The organism is Halomonas sp. SS10-MC5, from assembly GCF_015992245.1.
In the GTDB taxonomy this organism is placed as follows: domain Bacteria; phylum Pseudomonadota; class Gammaproteobacteria; order Pseudomonadales; family Halomonadaceae; genus Halomonas; species Halomonas sulfidoxydans.
In genome coordinates, this window is record NZ_CP065435.1 from 3247300 (window position 1) to 3272440 (window position 25141).

At 68.5% G+C, this 25141-nt stretch carries 23 protein-coding genes; 16 read left to right on the top strand and 7 right to left on the bottom strand.

What is annotated here, in order from left to right; genetic code table 11:
• The first annotated feature begins 130 nt into the window (after positions 1–130).
• Together I4484_RS15165 and I4484_RS15170 are read left to right on the top strand one after the other, a co-directional pair.
• Positions 131–1234 carry an efflux RND transporter periplasmic adaptor subunit gene (locus I4484_RS15165; RefSeq protein WP_197448071.1) on the top strand — a complete coding sequence of 368 codons (1104 nt, stop codon included), beginning with the start codon at positions 131–133 and terminating at the stop codon, positions 1232–1234.
• A gap of 1 nt (position 1235) precedes the next feature.
• Complete coding sequence (locus I4484_RS15170; protein WP_197448072.1) at positions 1236–4319, top strand: efflux RND transporter permease subunit; 3084 nt, start codon at positions 1236–1238, stop codon at positions 4317–4319.
• A 95-nt stretch (positions 4320–4414) separates the two neighbouring features.
• Here the strand turns inward: I4484_RS15170 and rsd are convergent, their stop codons facing one another.
• Positions 4415–4903 (bottom strand): sigma D regulator, encoded by a 489-nt coding sequence (gene rsd / locus I4484_RS15175; RefSeq protein ID WP_197448073.1) that lies wholly within the window; start codon positions 4901–4903, stop codon positions 4415–4417.
• A 214-nt stretch (positions 4904–5117) separates the two neighbouring features.
• Between rsd and I4484_RS15180 the strand changes: the two genes are divergently transcribed.
• From I4484_RS15180 to I4484_RS15240, 13 genes are all read left to right on the top strand, one after another.
• The gene (locus I4484_RS15180) at positions 5118–7403 is read left to right on the top strand and encodes a bifunctional salicylyl-CoA 5-hydroxylase/oxidoreductase (protein ID WP_197448074.1); all 2286 of its coding nucleotides are present in this window, start codon (positions 5118–5120) and stop codon (positions 7401–7403) included.
• On the top strand, positions 7400–8161 hold the full coding sequence (locus tag I4484_RS15185; RefSeq protein WP_234283734.1) for an SDR family NAD(P)-dependent oxidoreductase: 762 nt from the start codon (positions 7400–7402) through the stop codon (positions 8159–8161). Before I4484_RS15180 ends, I4484_RS15185 begins: the two co-directional genes overlap by 4 nt.
• Positions 8158–8625, top strand: coding sequence for a MarR family winged helix-turn-helix transcriptional regulator (locus I4484_RS15190; protein ID WP_197448075.1), 468 nt, complete (start codon positions 8158–8160; stop codon positions 8623–8625). Before I4484_RS15185 ends, I4484_RS15190 begins: the two co-directional genes overlap by 4 nt.
• Positions 8622–9431, top strand: coding sequence for an enoyl-CoA hydratase family protein (locus tag I4484_RS15195; protein ID WP_197448076.1), 810 nt, complete (start codon positions 8622–8624; stop codon positions 9429–9431). The genes I4484_RS15190 and I4484_RS15195 overlap by 4 nt, the downstream gene beginning before the upstream one ends.
• 20 nt (positions 9432–9451) lie before the next feature.
• Positions 9452–10603 (top strand): acyl-CoA dehydrogenase family protein, encoded by a 1152-nt coding sequence (locus I4484_RS15200; protein WP_197448077.1) that lies wholly within the window; start codon positions 9452–9454, stop codon positions 10601–10603.
• Between the two features lie 73 nt (positions 10604–10676).
• A complete protein-coding gene (locus I4484_RS15205; protein ID WP_197448078.1) occupies positions 10677–12347 on the top strand; it encodes a benzoate-CoA ligase family protein in 1671 nt (556 codons plus the stop codon).
• A 72-nt stretch (positions 12348–12419) separates the two neighbouring features.
• Positions 12420–13562: an ABC transporter substrate-binding protein gene (locus tag I4484_RS15210; RefSeq protein WP_197448079.1), complete on the top strand. Its 1143-nt coding sequence runs from the start codon at positions 12420–12422 to the stop codon at positions 13560–13562.
• A gap of 63 nt (positions 13563–13625) precedes the next feature.
• A complete protein-coding gene (locus I4484_RS15215) occupies positions 13626–14540 on the top strand; it encodes a branched-chain amino acid ABC transporter permease (RefSeq protein WP_197448080.1) in 915 nt (304 codons plus the stop codon).
• On the top strand, positions 14533–15579 hold the full coding sequence (locus I4484_RS15220; protein ID WP_197448081.1) for a branched-chain amino acid ABC transporter permease: 1047 nt from the start codon (positions 14533–14535) through the stop codon (positions 15577–15579). Before I4484_RS15215 ends, I4484_RS15220 begins: the two co-directional genes overlap by 8 nt.
• Positions 15572–16315: an ABC transporter ATP-binding protein gene (locus I4484_RS15225; protein WP_197448082.1), complete on the top strand. Its 744-nt coding sequence runs from the start codon at positions 15572–15574 to the stop codon at positions 16313–16315. The genes I4484_RS15220 and I4484_RS15225 overlap by 8 nt, the downstream gene beginning before the upstream one ends.
• A gap of 1 nt (position 16316) precedes the next feature.
• Positions 16317–16997 (top strand): ABC transporter ATP-binding protein, encoded by a 681-nt coding sequence (locus I4484_RS15230; RefSeq protein ID WP_197448083.1) that lies wholly within the window; start codon positions 16317–16319, stop codon positions 16995–16997.
• A gap of 10 nt (positions 16998–17007) precedes the next feature.
• Positions 17008–17421 (top strand): thioesterase family protein, encoded by a 414-nt coding sequence (locus I4484_RS15235; protein WP_197448084.1) that lies wholly within the window; start codon positions 17008–17010, stop codon positions 17419–17421.
• A 4-nt stretch (positions 17422–17425) separates the two neighbouring features.
• Positions 17426–17842, top strand: a complete 417-nt coding sequence (locus I4484_RS15240) for a RidA family protein (protein WP_197448085.1) — start codon at positions 17426–17428, stop codon at positions 17840–17842.
• A 14-nt stretch (positions 17843–17856) separates the two neighbouring features.
• On the opposite strand, the gene I4484_RS15245 is transcribed toward I4484_RS15240, so the two are convergent.
• From I4484_RS15245 to I4484_RS15265, 5 genes are all read right to left on the bottom strand, one after another.
• Positions 17857–18708: an alpha/beta hydrolase gene (locus I4484_RS15245; RefSeq protein ID WP_197448086.1), complete on the bottom strand. Its 852-nt coding sequence runs from the start codon at positions 18706–18708 to the stop codon at positions 17857–17859.
• A gap of 22 nt (positions 18709–18730) precedes the next feature.
• Positions 18731–19252, bottom strand: a complete 522-nt coding sequence (locus I4484_RS15250; protein WP_197448087.1) for a disulfide bond formation protein B — start codon at positions 19250–19252, stop codon at positions 18731–18733.
• Positions 19252–20868: a glutamate--cysteine ligase gene (gene gshA, locus I4484_RS15255; protein WP_234283733.1), complete on the bottom strand. Its 1617-nt coding sequence runs from the start codon at positions 20866–20868 to the stop codon at positions 19252–19254. The genes I4484_RS15250 and gshA overlap by 1 nt, the downstream gene beginning before the upstream one ends.
• 117 nt (positions 20869–20985) lie before the next feature.
• Positions 20986–23340 (bottom strand): Tex family protein, encoded by a 2355-nt coding sequence (locus I4484_RS15260; RefSeq protein ID WP_197448089.1) that lies wholly within the window; start codon positions 23338–23340, stop codon positions 20986–20988.
• A 71-nt stretch (positions 23341–23411) separates the two neighbouring features.
• Positions 23412–23657, bottom strand: a complete 246-nt coding sequence (locus tag I4484_RS15265) for a DUF1127 domain-containing protein (RefSeq protein WP_197448090.1) — start codon at positions 23655–23657, stop codon at positions 23412–23414.
• Between the two features lie 111 nt (positions 23658–23768).
• Between I4484_RS15265 and I4484_RS15270 the strand changes: the two genes are divergently transcribed.
• Positions 23769–24620: a LysR substrate-binding domain-containing protein gene (locus I4484_RS15270; RefSeq protein WP_197448091.1), complete on the top strand. Its 852-nt coding sequence runs from the start codon at positions 23769–23771 to the stop codon at positions 24618–24620.
• On the opposite strand, the gene msrB is transcribed toward I4484_RS15270, so the two are convergent.
• The gene (msrB, locus tag I4484_RS15275) at positions 24613–25116 is read right to left on the bottom strand and encodes a peptide-methionine (R)-S-oxide reductase MsrB (protein ID WP_197448092.1); all 504 of its coding nucleotides are present in this window, start codon (positions 25114–25116) and stop codon (positions 24613–24615) included. The two genes, I4484_RS15270 and msrB, sit on opposite strands and share 8 nt — an antisense overlap.
• Positions 25117–25141 lie beyond the last annotated feature (25 nt).

Below are 25141 nucleotides of genomic sequence, written 5' to 3' on the forward strand. Positions count from 1 at the left end.
ACTCAATCCGACCTCTGGTTAGGGAACACCCGGCGCGCTGTCCGGGCGAGGCGACTGATACCCTTCGGCACATGCGCTATCATGCGGTGCCGAAATATGCTAATGCAGGCATTTACCCACGGAAGGCTCTATGCTCAGACGCCCCCCCAATTCCGCGCTGCTGGCCGCCCTGGTGCTGCTGGCCCTCTTGCTGTGGCTGGTGCTCGGCGACTTCCAGCGCTTCCAGCAGCAGGCGCCTCCCGCCGAGGCTCCACAGACTGAGAGCCTGCCCCGGGTCGAATACCGGGTCAGCGAAGCCGCCTCCTACCAGCCGCGGCGAGTGGTCCAGGGGCAACTGGAAGCCTTCCGCGAGGTCGAGCTGCGCAGCCGCCATGCCGGGCGGGTGGCCGAGCTGCCGGTGGCCCAGGGCACGGCAGTGGACGCCGGCACGCCCCTGCTGGTGCTGTCACGCGACGCCCTCGAGGCGCAGCTGGAGCGCGCCGAGGCTCAGCTCGAACTGGCCCGGGCCGAGCTTGCCGGGGCCAATGACCTGCGCCAGCGCAACCTGATTTCCAGGCCCGAGCTGCTGCGCCTGCAGAGCAGCGTCAGCGTGGCGGCGGCGGACGTGGCGGAGCTGCGCCAAGCGCTCGACGAGACCCGCCCGACGGCTCCCTTCGACGGCGTGCTCGACCGTCTCCACGTCGAGCTCGGCGAAGTGCTGCAGGTCGGCGAGGCCTACGCCCGCCTGGTCGACGACCGGCGCCTGACGGCCAGCGCCTGGGTCGCCCAGCGCGATGCCCAGGACCTGCGCCCCGGCCTGCCCGCCGAGGCCAGGCTGCTGGACGGCAGCCGCTTGAGCGGGGAGTTGACCCACGTGGCCAGCCGCGCCGACGAGTCCACGCGCTCCTTCTACGTCGAGGCCGAGTTCGACAACCCCGAGCGTCGGCGCCTGGCCGGCGCCAGCGCGACCCTGGCGATCACCCTGCCCGAGCGCGAGGTGCACCGCTTCTCCCCCGCCCTGCTCGAACTGGACGAAGAGGGTCGGCTGCGGATCAAGCACCTGGACGACGACGATCGCGTGGTGAGCACGCCCGTCGGCCTGGTCGGCGCCGACGCCACGGCGGCCCGCGTCACCGGGCTGCCCGAGACGATCCGGCTGATCACCCTCGGCGGCGGCTTCGTCGCGCCCGGCGATCGCGTCATCGCGGTTCCCGAGCCCAACTCGAACGGCACATCGTCCGAGGAGCCGCTCTGACATGCGCACCCTGATCGAGGCCGCGCTGGACCGTTCGCGCACCACCCTGCTGCTGCTGCTCGCTCTGCTGCTGTCCGGGCTCGCCGCCTGGCAGGCGGTGCCCAAGGAGGCCAACCCCGACGTCCCCATCCCGATGATCTACGTCTCGCTATCGCTCGAAGGCGTGAGCCCGGAGGACGGCGAGCGGCTGCTGGTGCGGCCCATGGAGCAGGAGCTGCGCACCATCGAGGGGGTGCGCAAGATGACCGCCCAGGCCAGCGAGGGGCACGCCGCGATCACGCTGGAGTTCGACGCCGGTTTCGACGCGCGCCAGGCGCTGGCCGACGTGCGCGAACGCGTCGACATCGCCAACGCCGAGCTTCCCGAGGAGGCCGACGAACCGCGCGTGGTGGAGGTCAACGTGGGGCTCTTCCCGGTGCTGACGCTGGGCCTCTCCGGCCCCATCGAGGAGACCCGCCGGCTGGCCATCGCCCGCCAGTTGCAGGATGCCATCGAGGGACTGCCGGAAGTGCTCGAGGTCGAGATCGGCGGCGAGAGCGAAGAGCTGATGGAGATCGTCGTCGACCCGCTGGTGCTCGACAGCTACGGCGTCGACTTCACCGACCTGTTCAACCTGATCACGCGCAACAACCGGCTGGTCGCCGCCGGCAGCCTCGATACCGGCGCCGGGCGCAGCCCGGTGAAGGTGCCCGGCGTGATCGAGACCCTGGAAGACATCTTCGAGATGCCGGTCAAGGTGGACGGCGACCGCGTGGTGACCTTCGCCGACGTGGGCTGGATCCACCCCACCTTCAAGGATCCCGAGGGTTACGCCCGCATCGACGACGAACCGGCCCTGGTCCTGGAGATCTCCAAGCGCGCCGGGGCCAACCTGATCGCCACCATCGAGGGGGTGCGCGACATCTTCGCCGAGGCCGCCCCGCTGCTGCCCGAGGAGCTCTCCATCACCACCATCATGGATCAGTCGGTGACCGTCGAGCAGATGCTCTCGGAGCTGCTCAACAACGTGCTGACCGCCGTGGCCCTGGTGCTGATCGTGATCCTCGCGGCGATGGGGGTGCGTTCGGCGCTGATGGTGGGCCTGACCATTCCCGGCGCCTTCCTCACCGGTATCCTGCTGATCTGGGCGATCGGCTACACCCTCAACATCGTGGTGTTGTTCGCCCTCATTCTAGTCGCCGGCATGCTGGTGGACGGCGCCATCGTGGTCAGCGAACTCGCCGACCGCCACCTGCGCGAGGGCCAGCCGCCGCACCAGGCCTGGGTCAACGCGGCGACCCGCATGAGCTGGCCGGTGATTGCCGCCACCGCCACCACCCTCGCCGTATTCTTTCCGCTGCTGTTCTGGCCCGGCGTGGTGGGCGAGTTCATGAAGTACCTGCCGGCCACGGTGATCCTGTGCCTGCTCGCCTCGCTGGCCATGGCCCTGATCTTCCTGCCCACCCTCGGCGGGGTATTCAGCACCCGTACCGCCCGCCCCCAGCGCAGCGAGGAACTGGTCACCGCCGGCGGCCGGCTCTACCGCGCCATCCTCGCCCGGCTGCTGGCCCACCCCGGCACGACGCTGGCGATCGCCCTGCTGCTGATGGCGCTGATCTTCGTCGGCTACGGCCGCTTCAACCATGGCGTGGAGTTCTTCCCCGCGGTCGAACCGGATAGCGCCCAGGTGGTGATCCGCGCCCGCGGCGACTTTTCCACCGCAGAGAAGGACGCCATCGTGCGCCGGGTCGAGGCGCGCCTGGCCGGCATGAGCGAGGTGCAGGCGCTCTACGCCCGTTCCTATGGGGTGGCCAACGAGCAGATCGGCGGTGACGTGATCGGCGTGGTGCAGTTCCAGCTGATCGACTGGCAGCAGCGGCGACCGGCGCGAACGATCATGAACGAGATGGCCGAGCGCACCGACGACCTGCCCGGGGTGGTGCTCGAGTTCCGCGAACAGGACATGGGGCCCGGTGCGGGCAAGCCCATCGTGCTCGAGATCAGTGCCCAGCAGGAGGCCGCCGGCGAGGCGGCGGTGGAGGCGATCCGCGCGCAGATGGAGCGGCTGGGCGGCTTTCGTGACATCGAGGACAACCGCAGCCTGCCCGGCATCGAATGGCGGCTCAACGTGGACCGCGCCGCTGCCGCCCGCATGGGCGCCGACGTCGCCGCGGTGGGCAGCGCCGTGCAGCTGGTCACCACGGGCCTGCAGGTGGCCACCTACCGCCCCGCTTACGCCCGCGACGAGGTCGACATTCGCGTGCGCCTGCCCGAGAGCTGGCGCAGCCTGGACCAGCTCGAGCGGCTGACCCTCAACACGCCGCGCGGCCAGGTGCCGATCTCCCATTTCGCCAGCCTGGAGCCGGCGCCCAAGGTCGATACCCTGCACCGCATCGACGGCCAGCGCGCGATCACCCTGGAAGCCGACGTGGCCGAGGGGTTCCAGCCCGACGAGCGGCTGCGCACCCTGCTGGAGAGCCTGGGCCCGCCACCGGAGGGCGTGCGCGTCAACGTGGCCGGCGAACAGGAAGACCAGGAGCAGGCCAGCCGCTTCCTGATCACGGCCTTCCTGGTGGCGATCGCGCTGATGCTGCTGATCCTCGTCACGCAGTTCAACAGCCTCTACCAGGCCCTGCTGGTGCTGTCGGCCATCGTCTTCTCCACCGCCGGGGTACTGATGGGCTTGCTGATCAACGGCCAACCGTTCGGCATCGTCATGGTAGGCATGGGCATCATCGCCCTGGCCGGGATCGTGGTGAACAACAACATCGTGCTGATCGACACCTACAACGAGCTTCGCCAGGCGGGGCTGGCCCCGTATGAGGCGGCGCTGGGCGCAGGCGGCCTGCGCCTGCGCCCGGTGCTGCTCACCGCCATCACCACCGTGCTGGGCCTGATGCCGATGGTACTGGAGATCAACGTCAACCTGTTCGCCCCGAGCCTGGGCATCGGCGCCCCCTCGACCCAGTGGTGGACCCAGCTCTCCAGCGCCATTGCCGGCGGACTGGTGTTCGCCACCGGACTGACGCTGCTGCTCACCCCCTGCATGCTGGTGCTGTGGCAGCGTCGCCCGAGGCGCGAAGCGGCCAAACCCGCCGAGGCGTGAGCCCTATCGTCGAGAGAACGGACACCAGACGCAACGGCGCCGCTCCGATACGAGTCGGAGCGGCGCCTGAAAGAATCGGCCTGTCAGTCAGGCGGTTACTCGGTCTGGGCTTCCGCCTTGGGCGTATGCGCCGCGTGAAGACGTGCGATCAGCTGGTCTTCCAGGGCGAAGCGCTCGGTCAGTCCCTTGGCCAGACGGTCGAGCCAGGCGGGCAAGCGAGGCAGGAAGTGCTGGCAGCGTACCGGGGTCGAGTAGTCGGCATCGAAGGCCAGGACCAGCTCGGTGGAGAGCTCCAGCCGCTCGAGCAGCTTGCCGGCGATCTCCAGGGCTTCATGGTCCTCGAAGGCGTTGGCCTCCTCGCGCAGCTGCGGGTAGATCTCGAAATGGCCGGCGCTGATGTAGTCCATCAGCAGCTCGCTGAAGCGATCGATCTGCGGCTTGCTCACGGCCTCCAGCTCGGTATCGCAGGCCTCCTTGAGCTCGAGGAAGCTGACTAGCAAATCGCGACGTTCATCCAGCCATCGGTCGATCAGCTGATGCACGCCACCCCAGCGCTCCCTGGCCGTCTTGCACTGTTCCAGCATCGTGAGCCTCCTTCCCTAATGCAGCCGGTTCCGCTCGTCGGACCCACCGAGCTCGAAGCCTCAGACTCGCCGTTGCCAACCTGCCTGTCAATCCTTGGGCGGGCGAAAATTTCGCTCACACCAATAAGTTTCAAGCTTGAAATTTTAAGCTTGAACTATCTGCTTTTCGGGTCTAGCCTGCAATCAAGTACAACAACGATACGGCCGCCCCATCATGAGAATCGCCTGCCTCGGCGGAGGCCCCGCCGGCCTCTACTTCGCCATCAGCATGAAGCGCCGCGATCCCTCCCACGAGATCGTGGTAATCGAGCGCAACCGCCCCGACGACACCTTCGGCTGGGGCGTGGTGCTCTCCGATGAGACCCTGGACAACCTCGCCGCCAACGACGCCGAGAGCGCCGCACGCATCCGCGAGCACTTCGCTTACTGGGACGACATCGCCGTGATCCACGACGGCGTGCGCACCGTCTCCACCGGCCACGGCTTCTGCGGCATCGGTCGCCACCGGCTGCTGCTCCTGCTGCAGCAGCGCGCCCGCGAGCTTGGCGTCGAGCTGCGCTTCGAGACCGACGTGCCCGAAGAGCGCATCGACGAGCTGCGCCGCGAATTCGACCTGGTGCTGGCCGCCGACGGCCTCAATTCGCGCACTCGCCAGCGCTACGCCGAGCATTTCGAACCCGACATCGAGGTGCGCGCCTGCAAGTTCGTCTGGCTCGGCACCCACCAGACCTTCGACGACGCCTTCACCTTCATCTTCGAGAAGACCGAGCACGGCTGGGTGTGGGCCCATGCCTACCAGTTCGATGCCGACACCGCGACCTTCATCGTCGAGTGCAGCGAGCCCACCTGGCGCGCCTTCGGCTTCGGCGAGATGAGCAAGGAGGAGTCGATCGCCACCTGCGAGCGGATCTTCGCCCGGCACCTCGGCGGTCATGCGCTGATGAGCAACGCCCACCACATTCGTGGCTCGGCGTGGATCAATTTCCCCCGGGTGCTGTGCGCGCGCTGGAGCTTCGACAACGTGGTGCTGATGGGCGACGCCGCCGCCACCGCGCACTTCTCCATCGGCTCGGGCACCAAGCTGGCACTGGAGAGCGCCATCGCGCTGGCCGATTACCTGCACAGCGAGCCCGACATGGCCAGCGCCTTCGCCCGCTACGAGGAGGAGCGCCGCCTCGAGGTGCTGCGGCTGCAGTCGGCGGCGCGCAACTCCACCGAGTGGTTCGAGCAGGTCGAGCGCTACCTGGACCTCGACCCGGTGCAGTTCAACTATTCGCTGCTGACCCGCTCCCAGCGCATCAGCCACGAGAACCTGCGCCTGCGCGATCCGGCATGGCTCGAGAGCGCCGAGCGCTGGTTCCAGGCCCAGGCCGGCAACGAGGGCAGCGCGCGGGCGCCGATGTTCGCCCCCTACCGACTGCGCGACATGCAGCTCGTCAATCGCGTGGTGGTCTCGCCCATGGCCCAGTACAAGGCGGTGGACGGCAGCCCCACCGACTGGCACTTCGTGCACTACGCCGAGCGCGCCAAGGGCGGCGCCGGGCTGGTCTATACCGAGATGACCTGCGTCTCGCCGGAGGGGCGCATCACGCCGGGCTGCCCGGGGCTCTACGCCCCCGAGCACGAGGCGGCGTGGAAGCGCCTGTGCGACTTCGTCCACGCCGAGACGCCGGCCAGGCTGTGCGCCCAGATCGGCCACTCCGGGCCCAAGGGCTCGACCCAGCTCGGCTGGCAGGAGATGGACGCGCCGCTCGCCGAGGGCAACTGGCCGATTCTGGCGGCCTCCGCCGTGCCCTGGTCGCCACGCAACCAGGTGCCCAGGGCCATGACGCGTGCCGACATGGACCGGGTGCGCGACGAATTCATCGCCGCCGCGCAGATGGCCGAGCGCGCCGGCTTCGACATGCTCGAGGTGCATGCCGCCCACGGCTACCTGCTCTCCTCGTTCATCACGCCGCTGACCAACCGCCGCGACGACGAATACGGCGGCTCGCTGACGAACCGCATGCGCTATCCGCTGGAGGTGATTCGCGCGGTGCGCCAGGTGTGGCCCGCGCACAAGCCGCTCTCGGTGCGTATCTCGGCCAACGACTGGGTCGGCGACGAGGGGGTGACGCCTGACGAAGCCGTCGAGATCGCCCGCCTGCTCCAGACCGCCGAGGTCGACATCGTCGACGTCTCCGCCGGGCAGACCTCGACCCGGGCGCGACCTGTCTACGGGCGCATGTTCCAGACCCCCTTCTCGGACCGCATCCGCAACGAGACCGGCATGGCCACCATGGCGGTGGGCAACATCTACCAGGCCGACCACGTCAACTCGATCCTGATGGCCGGTCGCGCCGACCTGGTGTGCCTGGCCCGCCCGCACCTGGCCGATCCCTACTGGACGCTGCACGCCGCCGCGGGCATTCAGGACCGCGAATGCGACTGGCCGGCCCCCTACCGTGCCGGGCGTGACCAGCTGCAGCGCCTGGCCGAGCGCGGCGAGGGGTGGGTATGACCATGAGCACGACCATGCATCCCCTCGACGGCAAGCGCGTGGTGATCACCGGCGGCGGCAGCGGCATCGGCGCCGACATGGCGCTGGCCTTCGCCGAGACCGGCGCCGAGGTGACCATCACCGGACGGCGCCGCGAGTCGCTGGAGGCGACGGCCGGACGCCACCCGGCCATCACATTCGTGATCGCCGACGTCACCCGGGAAACCGATATGGTCGCCCTGTTCGAGCGCCTGGGCGAGGTCGACATCGTGATCGCCAACGCCGGGACCGCCGAGAGTGCACCGCTGGCCAGGACCGGCCTCGAGCAGTGGCAGCGCATGCTGGAGGTCAACCTGACCGGCGCGTTCCTGACCCTGCGCGAGGGCCTGAAACACCTGCGCGAGGGCGGCCGGCTGATCGCCGTGGCCTCCACCGCCGGGCTCAAGGGCTATGCCTACGTGGCGCCCTACTGCGCCGCCAAGCACGGCGTGGTGGGCCTGGTGCGCGCCCTGGCCCAGGAGGTGGCGGGGCGCGACATCACCGTCAATGCGCTGTGTCCCGGCTTCACCGAGACCCCGCTGCTGGAGGAGAGCATCGCCACCATCGTGGCCAAGACCGGCCAGAGCCCCGAGCAGGCCCGTGCCCACCTGCAATCGACCAATCCCCGCGGCCGGCTCGTCCAGCCCGCCGAGGTCACCGCCACCGCACTGTGGCTGTGCGGCCCGCATAGCGGCGCCATCCACGGCCAGGCGATCTCCATCTCGGGAGGTGAGACATGACGGCCCCACCGCTGAAAGCGGAAACCCTGAGCAAGGAGCGCCTGCGCCTGTGGCTGCGCATGCTGCGGGTGACCCGCCAGGTCGAGGCGGCGCTGCGCGAGAAGCTGCGCCTCGAGTTCGACTCCACCCTGCCGCGCTTCGACGTCATGGCGGCGCTGTTCCGCGAACGCGAGGGGCTCAAGATGAACGAACTCTCCAAGCGACTGCGCGTCTCCAACGGCAACGTCACCGGCATCGTCGACCGCCTGGCCGACGACGGCCTGGTCGAGCGCATTGCCATCGAGGGCGACCGCCGCGCTACCCGGGTGCGCCTCACCCCCGCCGGGCGCGACGCCTTCAGCGTCATGGCAAAGGCCCATGAGGGCTGGGTCGACGAACTGCTGGCTGGCGTCGACGCCGAGGACGCCCACCACATCGGCGAGCTGCTGCACGGCTTGCCGGCCGACACGGGAGCACAACGATGAAACTGGCCGACCTGACGCCCAGGCATTTCCTGTGGCGCATGGAGGGCGAGGTGGCAGTGATTCGCCTCGACCGCCCCGAGCGCAAGAACCCGCTCACCTTCGACAGCTACGCCGAGCTGCGCGACACCTTTCGCGACCTGGTCTATGCCGAAGATGTGAAAGCCGTGGTGTTCGCTCCCAACGGCGGCAACTTCTGCTCCGGCGGCGACGTTCACGAGATCATCGCCCCGCTGGTCGGGCGCGACATGAAGGGCCTGCTCGAATTCACCCGCATGACCGGCGATCTGGTCAAGGCAATGATCCACTGCGGAAAACCGGTGATCAGCGCCGTGGACGGTGTCTGCGTCGGTGCCGGCGCGATCATCGCCATGGCCTCGGACATCCGCTTTGCCACGCCCCGTGCCAGCACCGCCTTCCTCTTCACCAGGGTGGGCCTGGCCGGCTGCGACATGGGGGCCTGCGCCATGCTACCGCGCATCATCGGTCAGGGCCGCGCCGCCGACCTGCTCTACAGCGGGCGCAGCATGAGCGCCGAAGAAGGCCATCAATGGGGTTTCTACAACCGCCTGGTGGAGGTAGAGACGCTCGAGGCCGAGGCCATCGCCTACGCCACCCGCTTGGCCAGCGGCCCAACCTTCGCCCACGGCATCACCAAGACCCAGCTCAACCAGGAGTGGTCGATGAGCCTGGAGCAGGCCATCGAGGCCGAAGCCCAGGCCCAGGCGATCTGCATGCAGACCCGCGACTTCGAGCGTGCCTACCGCGCCTTTGCCGCCAAGCAGAAGCCCCAGTTCCAGGGGGACTGAGCGCCCAGGGAGACTTAGCAATGAGCGATACGAGCTTTCTCGACTGGCCCTTTTTCGAGGCCCGCCATCGCGACCTGGCCAAGCGCCTGGAGGCCTGGTGCCAGCGCGAGCTGCCCCGCGACCACGCCGACGTCGACGCCACCTGCATCCGACTGGTGCGCGACCTGGGCCAGGCCGGCTTTCTCGAGGGCACCGCGGGCGACACCATCGACGTACGCAGCCTGTGCCTGATTCGCGAGACCCTGGCCCGCCACGACGGCCTGGCCGACTTCGCCTTCGCCATGCAGGGCCTGGGCACCGGGGCGATCAGCCTGTTCGGCAGCGCCGGGCAGAAGCAGTGGCTGGACAAGACCCGCCGCGGCGAGGCGCTCTCGGCTTTCGCCCTGACCGAGCCGCGCTCCGGCTCCGACGTGGCCCAGCTCGACACCGCCGCCGAGCGCGACGGCGACCACTACCGCATCAACGGCGAGAAGACCTGGATCTCCAACGGCGGCATCGCCGATGTGTACACCCTGTTCGCCCGCACCGGCGAAGGACCCGGCGCCAAGGGGCTCTCCTGTTTCCTGGTGCCGGCCGACACGCCGGGGCTCGAGATCCGCGAGCGGCTCGAGACGATCTCGCCGCACCCGCTGGCGCGGCTCGGCTTCGACGACATGCGCCTGCCGGCGAGCGCCATGATCGGCCAGCCCGGCCAGGGCTTTCGCATCGCCATGGCGGTGCTCGACGTGTTCCGCTCGACGGTGGGCGCCGCGGCGCTGGGCTTCGCCCGGCGCGCGCTGGACGAGTCGCTGGACCGCGCACGCAGCCGCGAGCTGTTCGGCGCCAGCCTGGCCGACCTGCAGATGGTCCAGGGCCACCTGGCGGAGATGGCACTGGACGTGGATGCCGCCGCGCTGCTGGTCTACCGCGCCGCCTGGACCAAGGACATGGGCGCCGAACGGGTCACCCGCGAGGCGGCCATGGCCAAGCTCTACGCCACCGACCGCGCCCAGCAGGTGATCGACAAGGCGGTGCAGCTGCACGGCGGCGACGGCGTGCGCAAGGGGCACATCGTCGAGAGCCTGTATCGCGAAATCCGCGCGCTGCGCATCTACGAAGGCGCCTCGGATGTTCAGAAGGTGGTGATCGCCCGCAGCTGCCTGGCACAACAGGAGAGCGTACAAAACGGTTAGAGAGACGCCAGACCCGTATCCCCCTGTCGACGCCTCGGCGCCGAACAACAACAACGACGTACGGAGAATGGTCATGAACGCACCGTCGGCTCACGCCGATACCTTCGCCCGGGACAACCTGCCTCCCGTGGACCAGTGGCCCGAGTTCCGACTCGACGGCTTCGACTATCCCGAGCGGCTCAACGCCGCGGTGGAGCTCTGTGACCGCTGGGTCGAGCGCGGCCACGGCGAGCGCGTGGCGCTGATCGGCAACGGACGACAACGCAGCTATCGCGAACTGGCCGAGTGGAGCAACCGCCTGGCCCATGCGCTGGTCGAGGAGCTCGGCGTGCGCCCCGGCAGCCGGGTGCTGATCCGCTCGGCCAACAACCCGGCCATGGTGGCCTGCTGGCTGGCCGCCACCAAGGCCGGCGCGGTGGTGGTCAACACCATGCCGATGCTGCGCGCCGGCGAGCTGGCCAAGATCGTCGACAAGGCCGAAATCAGTCTCGCCCTGTGCGACACCCGTCTGCTCGACGAACTCGAGGCCTGCGCCGTCGGGAGCGCCTTCCTGAAGCGAGTCGTCGGCTTCGACGGCACCGCCAACCACGACGCGGAACTCGACCGCCTGGCGCTGGACAAGCCGAGCGAGTTCGAGGCCGTGGCCACCGCCGCCGACGACGTGGCGCTGCTCGGCTTCACCTCCGGCACCACCGGCAAGCCCAAGGCGACCATGCACTTCCATCGCGACCTGCTGATCATCGCCGACGGCTACGCCCGCGAGGTGCTGCAGGTGACGCCCGACGACGTCTTCGTCGGTTCGCCGCCGCTGGCCTTCACCTTCGGCCTCGGCGGGCTCGCCATCTTCCCGCTGCGCTTCGGCGCCAGCGCCGTGCTGCTGGAGAAGGCCACGCCGCCCAATATGATGGCGATCATCCGCGATCACCGTGCCACCATCGTCTTCACCGCGCCTACCGCGTATCGCACCATGCTCGCCTCGCTCGAGAGCGGCCAGGAACTCGACAGCCTGCGCGTGGCGGTCTCGGCCGGCGAGACGTTGCCGGCACCGATCTACCACGACTGGATCGCCAGGACGGGAAAGCCGATCCTCGACGGCATCGGGGCCACCGAGATGCTGCACATCTTCATCTCCAACCGCCTCGACGACCATCGCCCGGCCTGCACCGGCAAGCCGGTGACCGGCTACGAGGCGAAGATCGTCGATGCCGAGATGAACGAACTGCCGCGCGGAGAGGTCGGGCGCCTGGCGGTACGCGGCCCCACCGGTTGCCGCTACCTCGACGACGCTCGTCAACAGGGCTACGTGCAGGAGGGCTGGAACATCACCGGCGACGCCTTTTTCCAGGACGAGGCCGGCTACTTCCACTTCGCCGCGCGTAACGACGACATGATCGTCTCGTCCGGCTACAACATCGCCGGTCCCGAGGTCGAGGCCGCCCTGCTCGCCCACGAGGCGGTGGCGGAGTGTGCCGTGATCGGCGCACCGAATGGAGAGCGTGGGCAGATCGTCGAGGCCTTCGTGGTACTGTCTCCCGGGGTCGAGGCGGATTCGAACTGTGTCGAGCGGCTGCAGGATTTCGTCAAGCAGCGCATCGCGCCCTACAAGTACCCGCGCTCGATCCGCTTCGTCGAGGCGCTGCCGAAGACCGCCACCGGCAAGGTGCAACGCTTCCGGCTGCGCCAGGAGCACTATCCCGACAATGGACGGCCAGACAGCGGGAACCCGCTCGGCAGTACGACCTGACGGGCCGCAAGAGCACAAGCGCTGGACACGGCGCCGAAGCCCACAATAAACGAGAACGAAGAGGGAAAAGCCATGAAGAGACTAGCCAGCGTTGGCCTCGGCCTGCTGATGACCACCGCCATGGCGGCGGCCCAGGCCCAGGAGGTCAAGATCGGCATGATCACCACCCTGTCGGGCGGCGGCTCGCACCTGGGCGTGGACGTACGCGACGGCTTCCTGCTGGCCATCGAGCGCTCCGGCCGCGACGACGTCGAGGTGCTGGTGCAGGACGACGGCAACCGGCCGGACCTGGCGCGTAGCCTGTCCAACGAGTTCATGCAGCGCGACGAAGTCGACATCCTCACCGGCATCATCTTCTCCAACCTGGCGATGGCGGTGGTACCGGCGGCGGTACGCCAGGGCACCTTCTACATTTCGCCCAACGCCGGGCCTTCCGACCTGGCCGGGCGCATGTGCCACGAGAACTACTTCAACGCCGCCTACCAGAACGACAACCTGCACGGCGCGATGGGCGCCTACATGCGCGAGCAGGGCTTCGAGCGCCCCATCATCATGGCCCCCAACTACCCCGCCGGCACCGACGCCCTGGCCGGCTTCAAGCACCTCTACGAAGGCGAGGTGGTCGACGAGATCTACACCCAGATGGGCCAGACCGACTACGCCGCCGAGATCGCCCAGATCCGCGCCAGCGACGCCGACAGCCTGTTCTTCTTCCTGCCCGGGGGCATGGGCATCTCGTTCATGAAGCAGTGGGAGAGCTCCGGGGTCGACATGCCGGTGTTCGGCGCCGCCTTCTCGTTCGACGAGACGATCATCAAGGCGGTGGGCAGCGCGGCCATCGGCGCGATGAACACCTCACTGTGGGCCTACGACCTCGACAACGAGGCCAACCACGCCTTCGTCGAGGCCTTCCGCGAGACCTACGACCGCACGCCGACGCTGTATGCGGCCCAGGGCTACGACACCGCCAACCTGATCCTCAGCGCGCTGGAGAAGGCCCATCCGGACGACCAGGACGCCTTCCGCGAGGCGCTGCGCGAGGCCGACTTCGACTCGGTACGCGACGAGTTCCGCTTCGGCCCCAACCACCACCCGATCCAGGACATCTACGTGCGCGAGGTGGTCGAGGGCGACGACGGCCAGCCGACCAACCGCCTGGTGGGCATCGCCGTGGAGGATATCCAGGACATCTACCACACCCAGTGCGAGATGTGACGCTGCACCGCCGGGCCGGCCGGCCCGGCGGCGCTACTGCAACGCTCAACGGTTATTCGTGACATGACCCTATTCATCGAACAGCTCTTCAACGGCCTGCAGCTCGGCACCATGCTGTTCCTGATGGCCAGCGGCCTGACCCTGGTGTTCGGGGTGATGGGGCTGATCAACCTGGCCCACGGCTCCTTCTACATGGTCGGCGCCTACGCCACGGCCTCGGTCACCGCCGCCACCGGCTCCTTCCTCGTCGGCCTGACGGCCGGCCTGGCCGCGGCGGCCGCGGTCGGCGCGCTGGTGGAGCTGATCGTGATCCGGCGGCTCTACCATCGCCCGCACCTCGACCAGGTGCTGGCCACCTTCGCCCTGATCCTGATCTTCTCGGAGGGCACGCGCTGGCTGTTCGGCTCCTCGCCGCTGTGGCTCAACCCACCGGCGCTGCTGGCCGGCTCGGTCACCCTGCCCGGCGGCCTGCGCTATCCGGCCTATCGGCTGCTGATCATCGCCGTGGGCGTGGTCGTGGCGGTGGGCCTGTATTTCCTGATCTCGCGCACGCGGCTCGGCATGCGCATCCGCGCCGGCGAAAGCGATCGCGAGATGATCGGCGCCCTGGGGGTCAACATCGCCCGGCTCTATACCCTGGTGTTCGCCATGGGCGCGGCGCTGGCCGGCCTGGCCGGCGCCCTGGTCGGCGCCTTGCAGTCGGTGCAGGTGGGCATGGGCGAGCCGGTGCTGATTCTCGCCTTCGTGGTGATCGTGATCGGTGGCATCGGCTCGATCAAGGGCGCACTGTACGGCGCCATCCTGGTCGGCGTGGTGGATACCCTGGGGCGGGTCTTCCTGCCGCTGTTCTTCCGCCAGTTCATGCCCTCCTCCGAGGCGGCAGGCGTCGGCTCGGCGATTGCCGCGATGCTGATCTACATCCTGATGGCCGTGATACTGGCCTTCAAACCCAAGGGACTGTTTGCCGCCAATGAATAAGCCCGACACCCCGACCCTCGCCCCTCAGCCGGGGCTGCCGGCGCCCGCGGCCAGCTGGCACGACCGCAAGGGGCTGGTGCAGATCGGCCTGCTGGCGCTGCTGCTGCTGGCGCCGCTCGCCGCCCACCTGCTGGGCCACGTCTACTACGTCAACCTGGCTTCGCGCGTCACCCTGGTCGCCATGGCGGCGGTGGGCCTCAACCTGGCCATCGGCTACGGCGGCATGGTGAGCTTCGGCCACGCCGCCTACTTCGGCCTGGGCGGCTACGTGGCCGGTATCAGTGCCTATCACGCCTTCGACTTCACCCCCGTGATCGGCTGGCCGGTGGCCATTCCCGGCAGCGACAGCATGCCGGTGATCTGGCTTGCGGCAATCCTGCTGTGCGGCCTGCTGGCGCTGGTCATCGGCGCCATCTCGCTGCGCACCACCGGGGTCTACTTCATCATGATCACCCTGGCCTTCGCCCAGATGATCTACTACTTCGCCAACTCCTGGCCCACCTACGGCGGCGAGGATGGCCTGCCGATCTACCTGCGCAACTCACTGCCGTGGGCCGATAGCAGTGACGCCCTGACCTTCTTCCTGGTCTGCTTCGCCGGCCTGGTGCTGTCGCTCGCCCTCACCTCGCGCATCATGAAGTCGCGCTTCGGCGCCGCCCTGACCATGGCCCGGCTCAACGACACGCGCCTCGCCACCGCCGGCATCGCCCCCTACCCCATCCGCCTGGTGGCCTTCGTCATCTCGGCAATGATCACGGGGCTTGCCGGGGCGCTCTACGCCGACCTCAACGGCTTCGTCAGCCCCACCATGCTGAGCTGGCACATGTCCGGCGAGCTGATGGTGATCGTGATCCTCGGCGGCGTGGGGCGGCTCTACGGGCCGCTGGCCGGCGCCCTCCTGTTCGTGATGATGGAGACCCTGCTGGGCGGGCTGACCGAGTACTGGAAGCTGTTCCTGGGCCTGGTGCTGCTGTTCGTGGTGCTGTTCGCCAAGCACGGCGTGATGGGCTGGCTGGCCGGGAGGGAGCGCCATGAGTGACGCCGTGCTCACGCTTGCCCACCTCAACAAGCGCTTCGGCGCGTTGCAGGCCACCCGCGATGTGTCGCTGGACCTGCGCCCGGGCGAGATCCATGCGCTGATCGGCCCCAACGGTGCCGGCAAGTCGACCCTGATCGGCCAGATCGCCGGCAGCCTGAAGCCCGACGCCGGCAGCATCGTGCTGGCCGGCCGCGACATCACCTCGCTCAGCGTTGCGCAGCGGGCGCGGCTGGGGCTGGGCCGCAGTTTCCAGGTCTCGTCGCTGGCCGAGCCGCTGACGGTGAAGCGCAACGTGATGATCGCCGTGCAGGCGCTGCAGGGGCACAGCTTCCGCTTCTGGAAGCCGGTGCACCGCGACGAGCGCCTGCTGGCGCCGGCCATGGCGGCGTTGGAGCGCATGGCACTCGCGCATCGCGCCGACACGCCGGTGGCTGAACTCTCCCACGGCGAGCGGCGCCAGGTGGAGGTGGCCTGCGCCCTGGCGCTCAAGCCCAAGGTGCTGTTGCTCGACGAGCCCATGGCCGGTCTCGGCCCGGAGGGCTCGGCGCGTCTGACCGAGCTGCTCGAAGCGCTCAAGCACGAGGTGCCGATCCTGCTGATCGAGCACGACATGGACGCGGTGTTCCGTCTGGCCGATCGCATCTCGGTGCTGGTGGCCGGCGGCGTGATCGCCCACGGTGACAGCGCCGAGATCCGCGCCAACCCGCAAGTCCGCGAAGCCTACCTGGGGGAGTGAGATGCTCAACGTCACCGCCATTGAAACCTTTTACGGCCCCTCCCAGGCACTGTTCGGCGTCGACCTCAGCGTCCAGGCGGGCGAAATGGTGGCACTGATGGGACGCAACGGCATGGGCAAGACCACCACCATCCGCTCCATCTTCGGCCTGACCCCGGCGCGCAGCGGCAGCATCACCTTCGAGTCCCACGACCTGCGCCGCCTGCCCTCCTACCGCATCGCCCAGGCCGGGCTCGGGCTCGTTCCCGAGGGGCGGCGCTGCTTTGCCAATCTCACGGTGCGCGAGAACCTGGTGGTCACCGCACGCCCCGGCCACTGGACGCTGGCACGCGTCGAGGCGCTGTTCCCGCGGCTGGCCGAGCGGCGCAGTCAGATGGCGCGAACCCTCTCGGGTGGCGAGCAGCAGATGCTCGCCATCGGCCGCGCGCTGATGACCAACCCCCGCCTGCTGGTACTCGACGAGGCCACGGAGGGGCTGGCCCCGGTGATCCGCCAGGAGATCTGGGCCGCCATCCGCGAACTTAAGACCCAGGGTCAGGCCACGCTGATCGTCGACAAGTCGCTGGCCGAGCTGCTGCCGGTGGCCGACCGCTGCACCATCCTCGAGAAAGGATGCACGGTGTGGTCGGGCGAGCCCGACGCACTCGACGAGACCGTTCGCGACCGTTACCTCGGGGTCTAGGAGAGCCGACATGCCATTCGTCACCCAGCGCAAGGTGCGCTTCCAGCACTGCGACCCGGCGGGAATCGTCTTCTACCCGCGCTACTACGAGATGCTCAACTCGGTGGTCGAGGACTACTTCGCCGAGTCGGTCGGCCACGATTTCAACCGGCTCCATGTGGACACCCGCACCGGCGTGCCCACGGCGCATATCGAGACCGACTTCCACGCGCCCAGCCGGCTGGGCGAAACGCTCACCTTCGAGCTGACGCTGCGCGACGTCGGCCGCACCAGCCTGACCCTGCGCACCGTGGCCCATTGCGGCGGCGAACCACGCCTGACCTGCGACTCGACCCTGGTCTTCGTCGACCTGGAGAGCGGTCGCCCCCTGCCCTGGCCAGAGGCCATGCGCGCCCATTTCGCCAAGGACTGCCAACAAGGATAATCCGATGAACGACGCCACCCTGCACGAGCTGCTCCACCCCTCCCACTGGAAGGCCGCCGTGGGCTACGCCAACGGCGTGCTCGCCTCCGGCCGCACGATCTTCGTCGGCGGCCAGATCGGCTGGAACGGCGCCCAGGTGTTCGAGAGCGACGACTTCGTCGCCCAGGTTCACCAGGCGCTGGCCAACATCGTCGAGGTACTCGACGAGGCCGGCGCCGGCCCTGAGCACGTGGTGCGGCTGACCTGGTACGTCACCGACAAGCGGGAGTACCTGGCACGGCTCAAGGAGGTAGGCGCCGCCTACCGCGAGGTGATGGGCAAGCACTTCCCGGCCATGACCATGGTGCAGGTGGCCGACCTGATCGAGGATCGAGCGAAGGTGGAGATCGAGGCCACCGCGGTACTCCCCGAGGCCCAGTAGACCCGCAGGCGAACTTAGATGCTGTGGAAAGCAGCGATACGCTGAACGAAGCGCCCGCCCGGCGCGTAGTGATCGAGGATCGAGAAGTGATCGTCGCCGGGCATGAGCTCATGGCTGACCGCCGCGCCATGGGCCTCGAGGTGTTCGGCGTGGGCCTGCATCTGTCGCGCGAACTCGGCGGACTCCTCACCACCGGCCACCAGCTGCACCGGCGCGGGAACTCGATACGGCAAGAACAGCGGACTGTAGTCGGCCACGTCACGGCTGGTGAGCTGCAGCTTGGGCTGTAGCCACGACCACGGGAAGGGCCGCAGGTCATACAGCCCGCTGACGCACAGGGCACCGCCGATCAGGTCGTCAGGCAGCCCGTACTCCCCCGCCCAGTCCGTGGCCAGCAGCATGGCGGCGAGGTGCCCGCCGGCGGAGTGGCCGGAGACGCTCAGACGTGATGCATCGACACCCAGCGTAGCCCCGTTGCTCCTCACCCAGGCCACCGCGGCCCGCGCCTGCCTCACCAGTTCGCCGAAGGCCACCGTGGGGCACAGCGCATAGTTGACCACCGCCACGCTGATGCCCGCCGCTACCAGCCCCTCGGCGACGAAGCCGAACTCGCGGTGGCCCAGCGAGCGCCAGTAGCCGCCGTGGAAGAACAGATGGATCGGGGCATCGTCACGTGCGGCATGGTAGATATCCATGCGCTCGGCGAGCGTAGGGCCATAGGCGACGTCACAGGCGACCCGTCCCTGCTCGCGCACCACCTCGCTGCGCGACTGCCAACCGGCCAGCAGCTCGGCCGGGTCGCGACCCCGCATGGGATCGTACTCGCGATCGATCGCTTCCTGGGTGGCAAAATCGCGATACAGCATGCCCGCCTTCCTCCTGTCAGCCTCAGGGCCAGAGGCCGCGAACGGCACGATACAGAATCCCCAACGGGGCCAGCGCCAGCACGATGAAGCCGATCAGCGTCCAGCCCGGCAGCGAAATGCCCAGCAGCAGGAAATCGATCTCGGCGCACTCGCCGGAGCCGGAAAGCACCATGGCGACCACGTCCTGCATGGGCAGGACATCCATCATGTAGTCGAGCCCGGGACCGCAGCTCGGTACCTGATCCGGCGGCAGCGACTGCAACCACACATGGCGCGCGGCGACGCCGATACCCCCGAGCACTGCCGTCAGAGACAGCCCGCCGTAGACGACCGGGCCCAGCCGGCCGCGTGGGTTATGGATCGCCGCGACGATGAAGACCGCGGCGGCGGCCAGTACCGCCACGCGCTGGAAGATGCACAGCGGGCAGGGTTCGAGCCCGCCGATATGCTCGAGGCCCAGGGCCACGCCCATCATCAGGACACAGAAGGCCAGCCCGGCGAGGCTCCACTGGCGCACGGAAAGACGTCGAAGGCGTGCAAGCATCAGGCATTCCCCTGGCTGGCCATTGCCACGCGAGGCTCGCGGGCGCTGGCGAAATAGTGCTCGAGGAACTGCTCGAAGCGCTGGGTATCGGCGGCCTCGATGTCGCGCTGCTGCTGATGCGAGGTCTCGACCATCTGCTCGAAGGTCGCCGCCCGCGCCGGGTCGATGGCCTCCTGGCGCAGCCGCTCGGCATGCTCCTCGGCCAGGCTCGAGGCGAAGTCGACGAACTCCTCGCCGGTCTCCTCGAGCCGGGCGAGCAGGCGGCCGGAGGGCGTCAGTGCCGGATCGGCGAGCCAGGGCGTGAACGCCGCCACGGCATCGGCGTGGGGGCTGCCCTGTTCCAGCGCATCGAGCACCTCAGCGGCGCGGCCAAGCTCGGCGAAGATCTCGCGCCCCCAGTCGGCCACGGAGCGGTAATGGCCGTTCTGCAGCAGTCTCAGCGCCGGGTCACGGCCGCGCTCGACCACCAGGCGCCGGTTGTCGTCCAGCCGGTCACACTCGTCGTCGGGAATCCAGGGGCTGTCGGCGAGCAGACACCACATCATGAAGGTATCGATGAAGCGCAGGCGCGTCTCGTCGATGCCCAGCGGCAGGAAGGGGTCGAGATCGAGGCAGCGTACCTCGATGTACTCGACGCCGCGCGCCTCGAGTGCCTGGCTCGGCGTCTCGTTGGAGCGGGTGACGCGCTTGGGCCGGATGTCGCTGTAGTATTCGTTCTCGATCTGCAGGATGTTGGCGTTGAGCTGCCGCCAATCGCGGCCATCCGTGACCCCCAGCGCCTCGTAGGCGGGCCAGGGCGTCGAGATCGCATGACGCAGGGTGCCCACGTAGTTGGAGAGCGAGTTGAAGCAGATCTTGAGCTGCTCCTGCACCTTGTTCTGGTAGCCGAGGTCCGACATGCGCAGGCTGGTGGCGTAGGGCGATACCAGGGTCTCGCGAGCGTGCGGACGCAGCTTGTCGGGAATGTTGCCTTCGGGCAGGAAGCTGCGGTCGAGCGCCGGCGAGGCGCCGAACAGGTAGAGCAGCAGCCAGCTGTGGCGACGGAAGTTGCGGATCAGGCCGAAGTAGCGGCTGGAGCGATAATCGTCGAGCGACATCTGCGTGGCAGCGTCGCGCTCGCGCAGCACGTCCCACAGCTCGTCGGGCAGCGAGACGTTGTAGTGGATGCCGGCGATGGCCTGCATGATCCGGCCATAGCGCACGTCCAGCCCCTTGCGGTAGACGTGCTTCATGGTACCGACGTTGGAGCTGCCGTAGTCGGCGATGGCCACGCTGTCGTTGCCGTCGAGCCTGGCCGGCATGCTCGCCGGCCAGATCCGCTCGTCGCCGAGATGGCGATAGCTGAAGCGATGCAGGTCGGCGAGGAAACCGAGGGCGTCGCCGGGGCGGCAGTAGACCGGCGTGATGTACTCCAGCAGCGCCTCGGAATAGTCGGTGGTGATGTGCGGGTGGGTCAGCTTGGAGCCCAGCGCATGGGGATGCGGCGTGGAGACGATACGCCCCGCGCGGTCGACGCGCAGCCCCTCCTTCTCCAGGCCGCGGCGCAGGCGCCCGAAGCGCCCCCGGGCCGCCAGCCCGGCGAGGTGCGAAACGGTGGCAGAGTATGAATCAGACAAGGCGTGGACCCCGTGTCTTGGAGACCCTCGACGGGCCTTCCGATCTAAACGTGCCGGCCGCCCGGGGCGACCGATCATGCGTTTTGTGTCGAGAGTATGGCGAGTGGCGTACCGGGATCAAGATTTGCCCTTCCTGGCCTTGAGCAGCGCGGCCCCCAGCGCACCCATCTGGTTCGGCTGGGACGGCTCGCGGGGCGTGCCCTTGCGCGCTGCCTTGCCCTGGCCGCCGCGCCGTTCGCCCTGGCCAGCGCGCGACGATCTGCCGCCCTCGGCCTCACCGGGCTGATCGGTCAGGCGCATGGAGAGCCCGATGCGTGCGCGCTCGAGATCCACGCTCATCACCTTGACCTTGACGATGTCGCCGGCCTTGACCACCGAGCGCGGATCCTCGACGAACTTGTCGGAGAGCGCCGAGATGTGCACCAGGCCATCCTGATGCACGCCGATGTCGACGAAGGCGCCGAAGTGGGTGACGTTGGTCACGCTGCCCTCGAGGATCATGCCCGGCTCCAGGTCCTTGAGCGTCTCCACGCCCTCGCGGAACTCGGCGGCCTTGAACTCGGGACGCGGGTCACGGCCCGGCTTGTCGAGCTCCTTGAGAATGTCGCTGATGGTGGGCACGCCGAAGCGCTCGTCGGCGAACTCGGCCGGCTTGACCGCCTTCAGCGTGGCGCTGTCGCCGATCAGGCTGGCTACCGGGCGACCGCTGCGGCTGGCGATGCGTTCCACCACCGGGTAGGCCTCGGGGTGCACGGCGCTGGCATCGAGCGGGTTCTCGCCGTTCATGATGCGCAGGAAGCCCGCACACTGCTCGAAGGTCTTGGGGCCCAGGCGGCTGACGTCGAGCAGCTGCTGGCGGCTGGCGAAGGCACCCTCGGCGTTGCGCCGCGCGACGATGTTCTCGGCCAGCGCCGGGTTGAGCCCGGCCACCCGCGACAACAGCGCACTGGAGGCCGTGTTGAGGTCGACCCCCACGGCGTTGACGCAGTCCTCGATCACCGCCTCCAGGCTCTTCGACAGCTGCAGCTGCGAGACGTCGTGCTGGTACTGGCCCACGCCGATGGACTTGGGCTCGATCTTGACCAGCTCCGCCAGCGGGTCCTGCAGGCGACGGGCGATGGAGACCGCCCCGCGAATGGTGACGTCGAGTTCGGGCAGCTCGCGGGCTGCGTATTCGGAAGCCGAGTAGACCGAGGCGCCGGCCTCGCTGACCATCACCTTGGAGAGCGCTTTGCGCCCGGCGAAGGCCTTGACCAGCTCGCCGGCCAGCTTGTCGGTCTCGCGGCTGGCGGTGCCGTTACCCACGGCGATCAGCGCCACGTCGTGCTTTTCCACCAGCCTGGCGAGCTGGGCCAGGGACTCGTCCCAAGCATTCCGGGGCGCATGGGGAAAGATCGTGGCGTGCTCGAGGAACTGGCCGGTGGGGTCTACCACCGCCACCTTGCAGCCGGTGCGCAGGCCCGGGTCGATGGCCAGCGTTGCCTTCTGCCCCGCGGGGGCGGCCAGCAGCAGGTCCTTGAGGTTGGCGGCAAAGACCTCGATGGCCTCGAGCTCGGCACGTTCGCGCAGTCGTCCCATCAGCTCGGTCTCGAGATGGGTATAGAGCTTGACCCGCCAGGTCCAGCGCACCACGTCGGCCAGCCACTTGTCGGCGGCGCGGCCTTCGTCGCGAATATCGAAGTGCCGGGCGATGGTCACCTGGGCGGGGTGGATTGGCGCCTCGTCCTCGCCGGGCAGGCGGATGGCCAGCGTCAGCACGCCCTCGTTGCGACCGCGGAACATCGCCAGCGCCCGGTGTGAAGGCACCTTGGCCAGCGGCTCGTCGTGTTCGAAATAGTCGGAGAACTTGGCGCCTTCGCGCTCCTTGCCTTCGAGCAACCGGGCGCTGAGTTCCCCCTCGCTCCACAGCCGCTCGCGCAGCGCACCGACCAGCTCGGGGTCCTCGGCGAAGCGCTCCATCAGGATCTGGCGCGCGCCGTCCAGCGCCGCCTTGGCATCCTCGATGGCCGGAATATCGCCCTCGGCGGGGCGAAGATACTGGGCCGCTTCTATCTCGGGGTCGAGCGCGGGATCGGCCAGCAGCGCATCGGCCAGCGGCTCGAGGCCCGCCTCGCGGGCGATCTGGGCCTTGGTGCGGCGCTTCTTCTTGTAGGGCAGGTAGAGATCTTCCAGGCGCTGCTTGGTGTCGGCGGCCTGGAGCTGTCGCTCGAGCTCCGGGGTCAGCTTGCCCTGTTCGTCGATGGCGGCGAGCACGGCGGCACGGCGCTCTTCCAGCTCGCGCAGGTAACGCAGGCGTTCGTCGAGGTTGCGCAGTTGGGTATCGTCGAGCCCACCGGTGACCTCCTTGCGGTAGCGGGCGATGAAGGGCACGGTGGCGCCACCGTCGAGCAGTTCCACGGTGGCTGACACCTGCTGCGGGCGAACGGCGAGTTCCTCGGCGAGGCGCGAAATGATCCGGGTCGTGGCGTCCATGACTTCCTTGGTAGTGCAACAACGAAAGATCGCGCCAAGGTACCACAAACGCCACGCCGTCGCCGCCGCGATCAGCGACGCCCGCCAATGTCGTCCCAGAAATGGCGGCGGCTCTCACGCCGGGCCTGCTCTCGCGTCAGCCCGACATCTCGCAACAGCTCGTCAGGCAGCGTCTGCAGCTGGCTGCGTTCGCGGCGCAGCTGCATCAGGTGCCGCACTCTCGCCAGCCCGATCCCGAGGCGGGAGAGGTAGGAATGGCTCTCCCGCTCATTGCCCGTTACGGCACAGCAAGAGTCGTTGCAGGTGGCGGCTCTCATGGGTGACTTCCTCCGGTTCATGGCGATAGGAGGCAGTGTCGACGAGCCACTTGAATCAATCCAACAAATAGTTATTATGCAATACATCACTACACATGATGGAAAGCCGCCATGCTGCACACCATCGATCATGAGTTGCTGCGTACCTTCGTCGCCATCGTCGACCACGGTGGCTTCACCCGTGCGGCCCAGGCGGTCAACCGCACCCAGTCGGCGGTCAGCATGCAGATCAAGCGGCTCGAGGAGGACGTGATCCAGCGCCCGCTGTTCGAGCGCCAGGGGCGCCAGATGCACCTGACCAGCGAGGGCACCACGCTGCTCGGTTATGCCCGCCGCATCCTCGACCTGCAGGGCGAGGCGCTCAATAAGCTGCGCAAGCCAGAGATGGTCGGCCGGGTGCGGATCGGCGTGCCCGACGACTTCGTCATGCGCTTCCTGCCCGGAATTCTCAAGTCCTTCTCCCAGACCTGGCCGCTGGTCGACGTCGAGGTGCAGTGCGCGCCCTCGTCCGAGCTGCTCGGGCGCCAGCAGGGCACCCTCGACCTGAGCATCGTGACCCGTGAGGTGGGCCAGGAGATCGGCACCATCCTGCGTCGCGAGGAGACCGTGTGGGTGGTGGCGGAGAGCCATGCCGTGCATCGCCAGTCGCCGCTGCCGCTGGCGCTGTTCGAGGAGCCCTGCTTCTGCCGGCGCCATGCCTGCAACGCCCTGACCCGCGCCGGACGCCAGTACCGCATCGCCTACTCGAGCCCGAGCCTGGCCACCCTGCAGGCGGTGGTGGGCGCGGGGCTCGCCGTCTCGGCGCTGATGAAAAGCCTGGTCACCCCGGGCATGCGCATCCTCGACCAGGCGGACGGCTTCCCGCCGCTGCCCGACGGCTCCATCGTGCTGCTGCGCTCACCCGAAGCGACGTCGCCCGCGGTGGACGGCCTGGCGCGGCACATCGTGGAGGGGTTCAGGTAGCCGCCGGTACGAAATTCAGCGCCAGGCCGTTGTTGCACCAGCGCAGCCCGGTGGGCTCGGGGCCGTCGCTGAAGACATGGCCCTGATGACCGCCGCAGCGGGCGCAGTGATACTCGCGCCGCGGCCAGACCAGGCTGAAGTCGAGCTGGCTGAGCAGATGCCCTTCGACATGCTCGAAGAAGCTCGGCCAGCCGGTGCCCGAGTCGTACTTCATGGCGCTCTCGAACAGCAGCAGGTCGCAGCCGGCACAGCGGTACTCGCCTTCGCGCCACTCCTTGTCCAGCGGACTCGAGAATGGCGGCTCGGTGCCATGATCGCGCAGGATCTCGAACTGCTCGGGCGTAAGGCGCTCGCGCCACTCGTCGCGTGACAGCTCGAGGCGTTCGAGACCGGGGGCCGCCTCCAGCGACAGCCTAGGAAATCCCCAGCCGAGGCCGGGTACCAGCCCCGCCGCCCCACCGACCCCCAGCAGTCCCAGGAAAAGACGTCGTTTCATTGGACCCTCCCACCTGGTCAGTCAG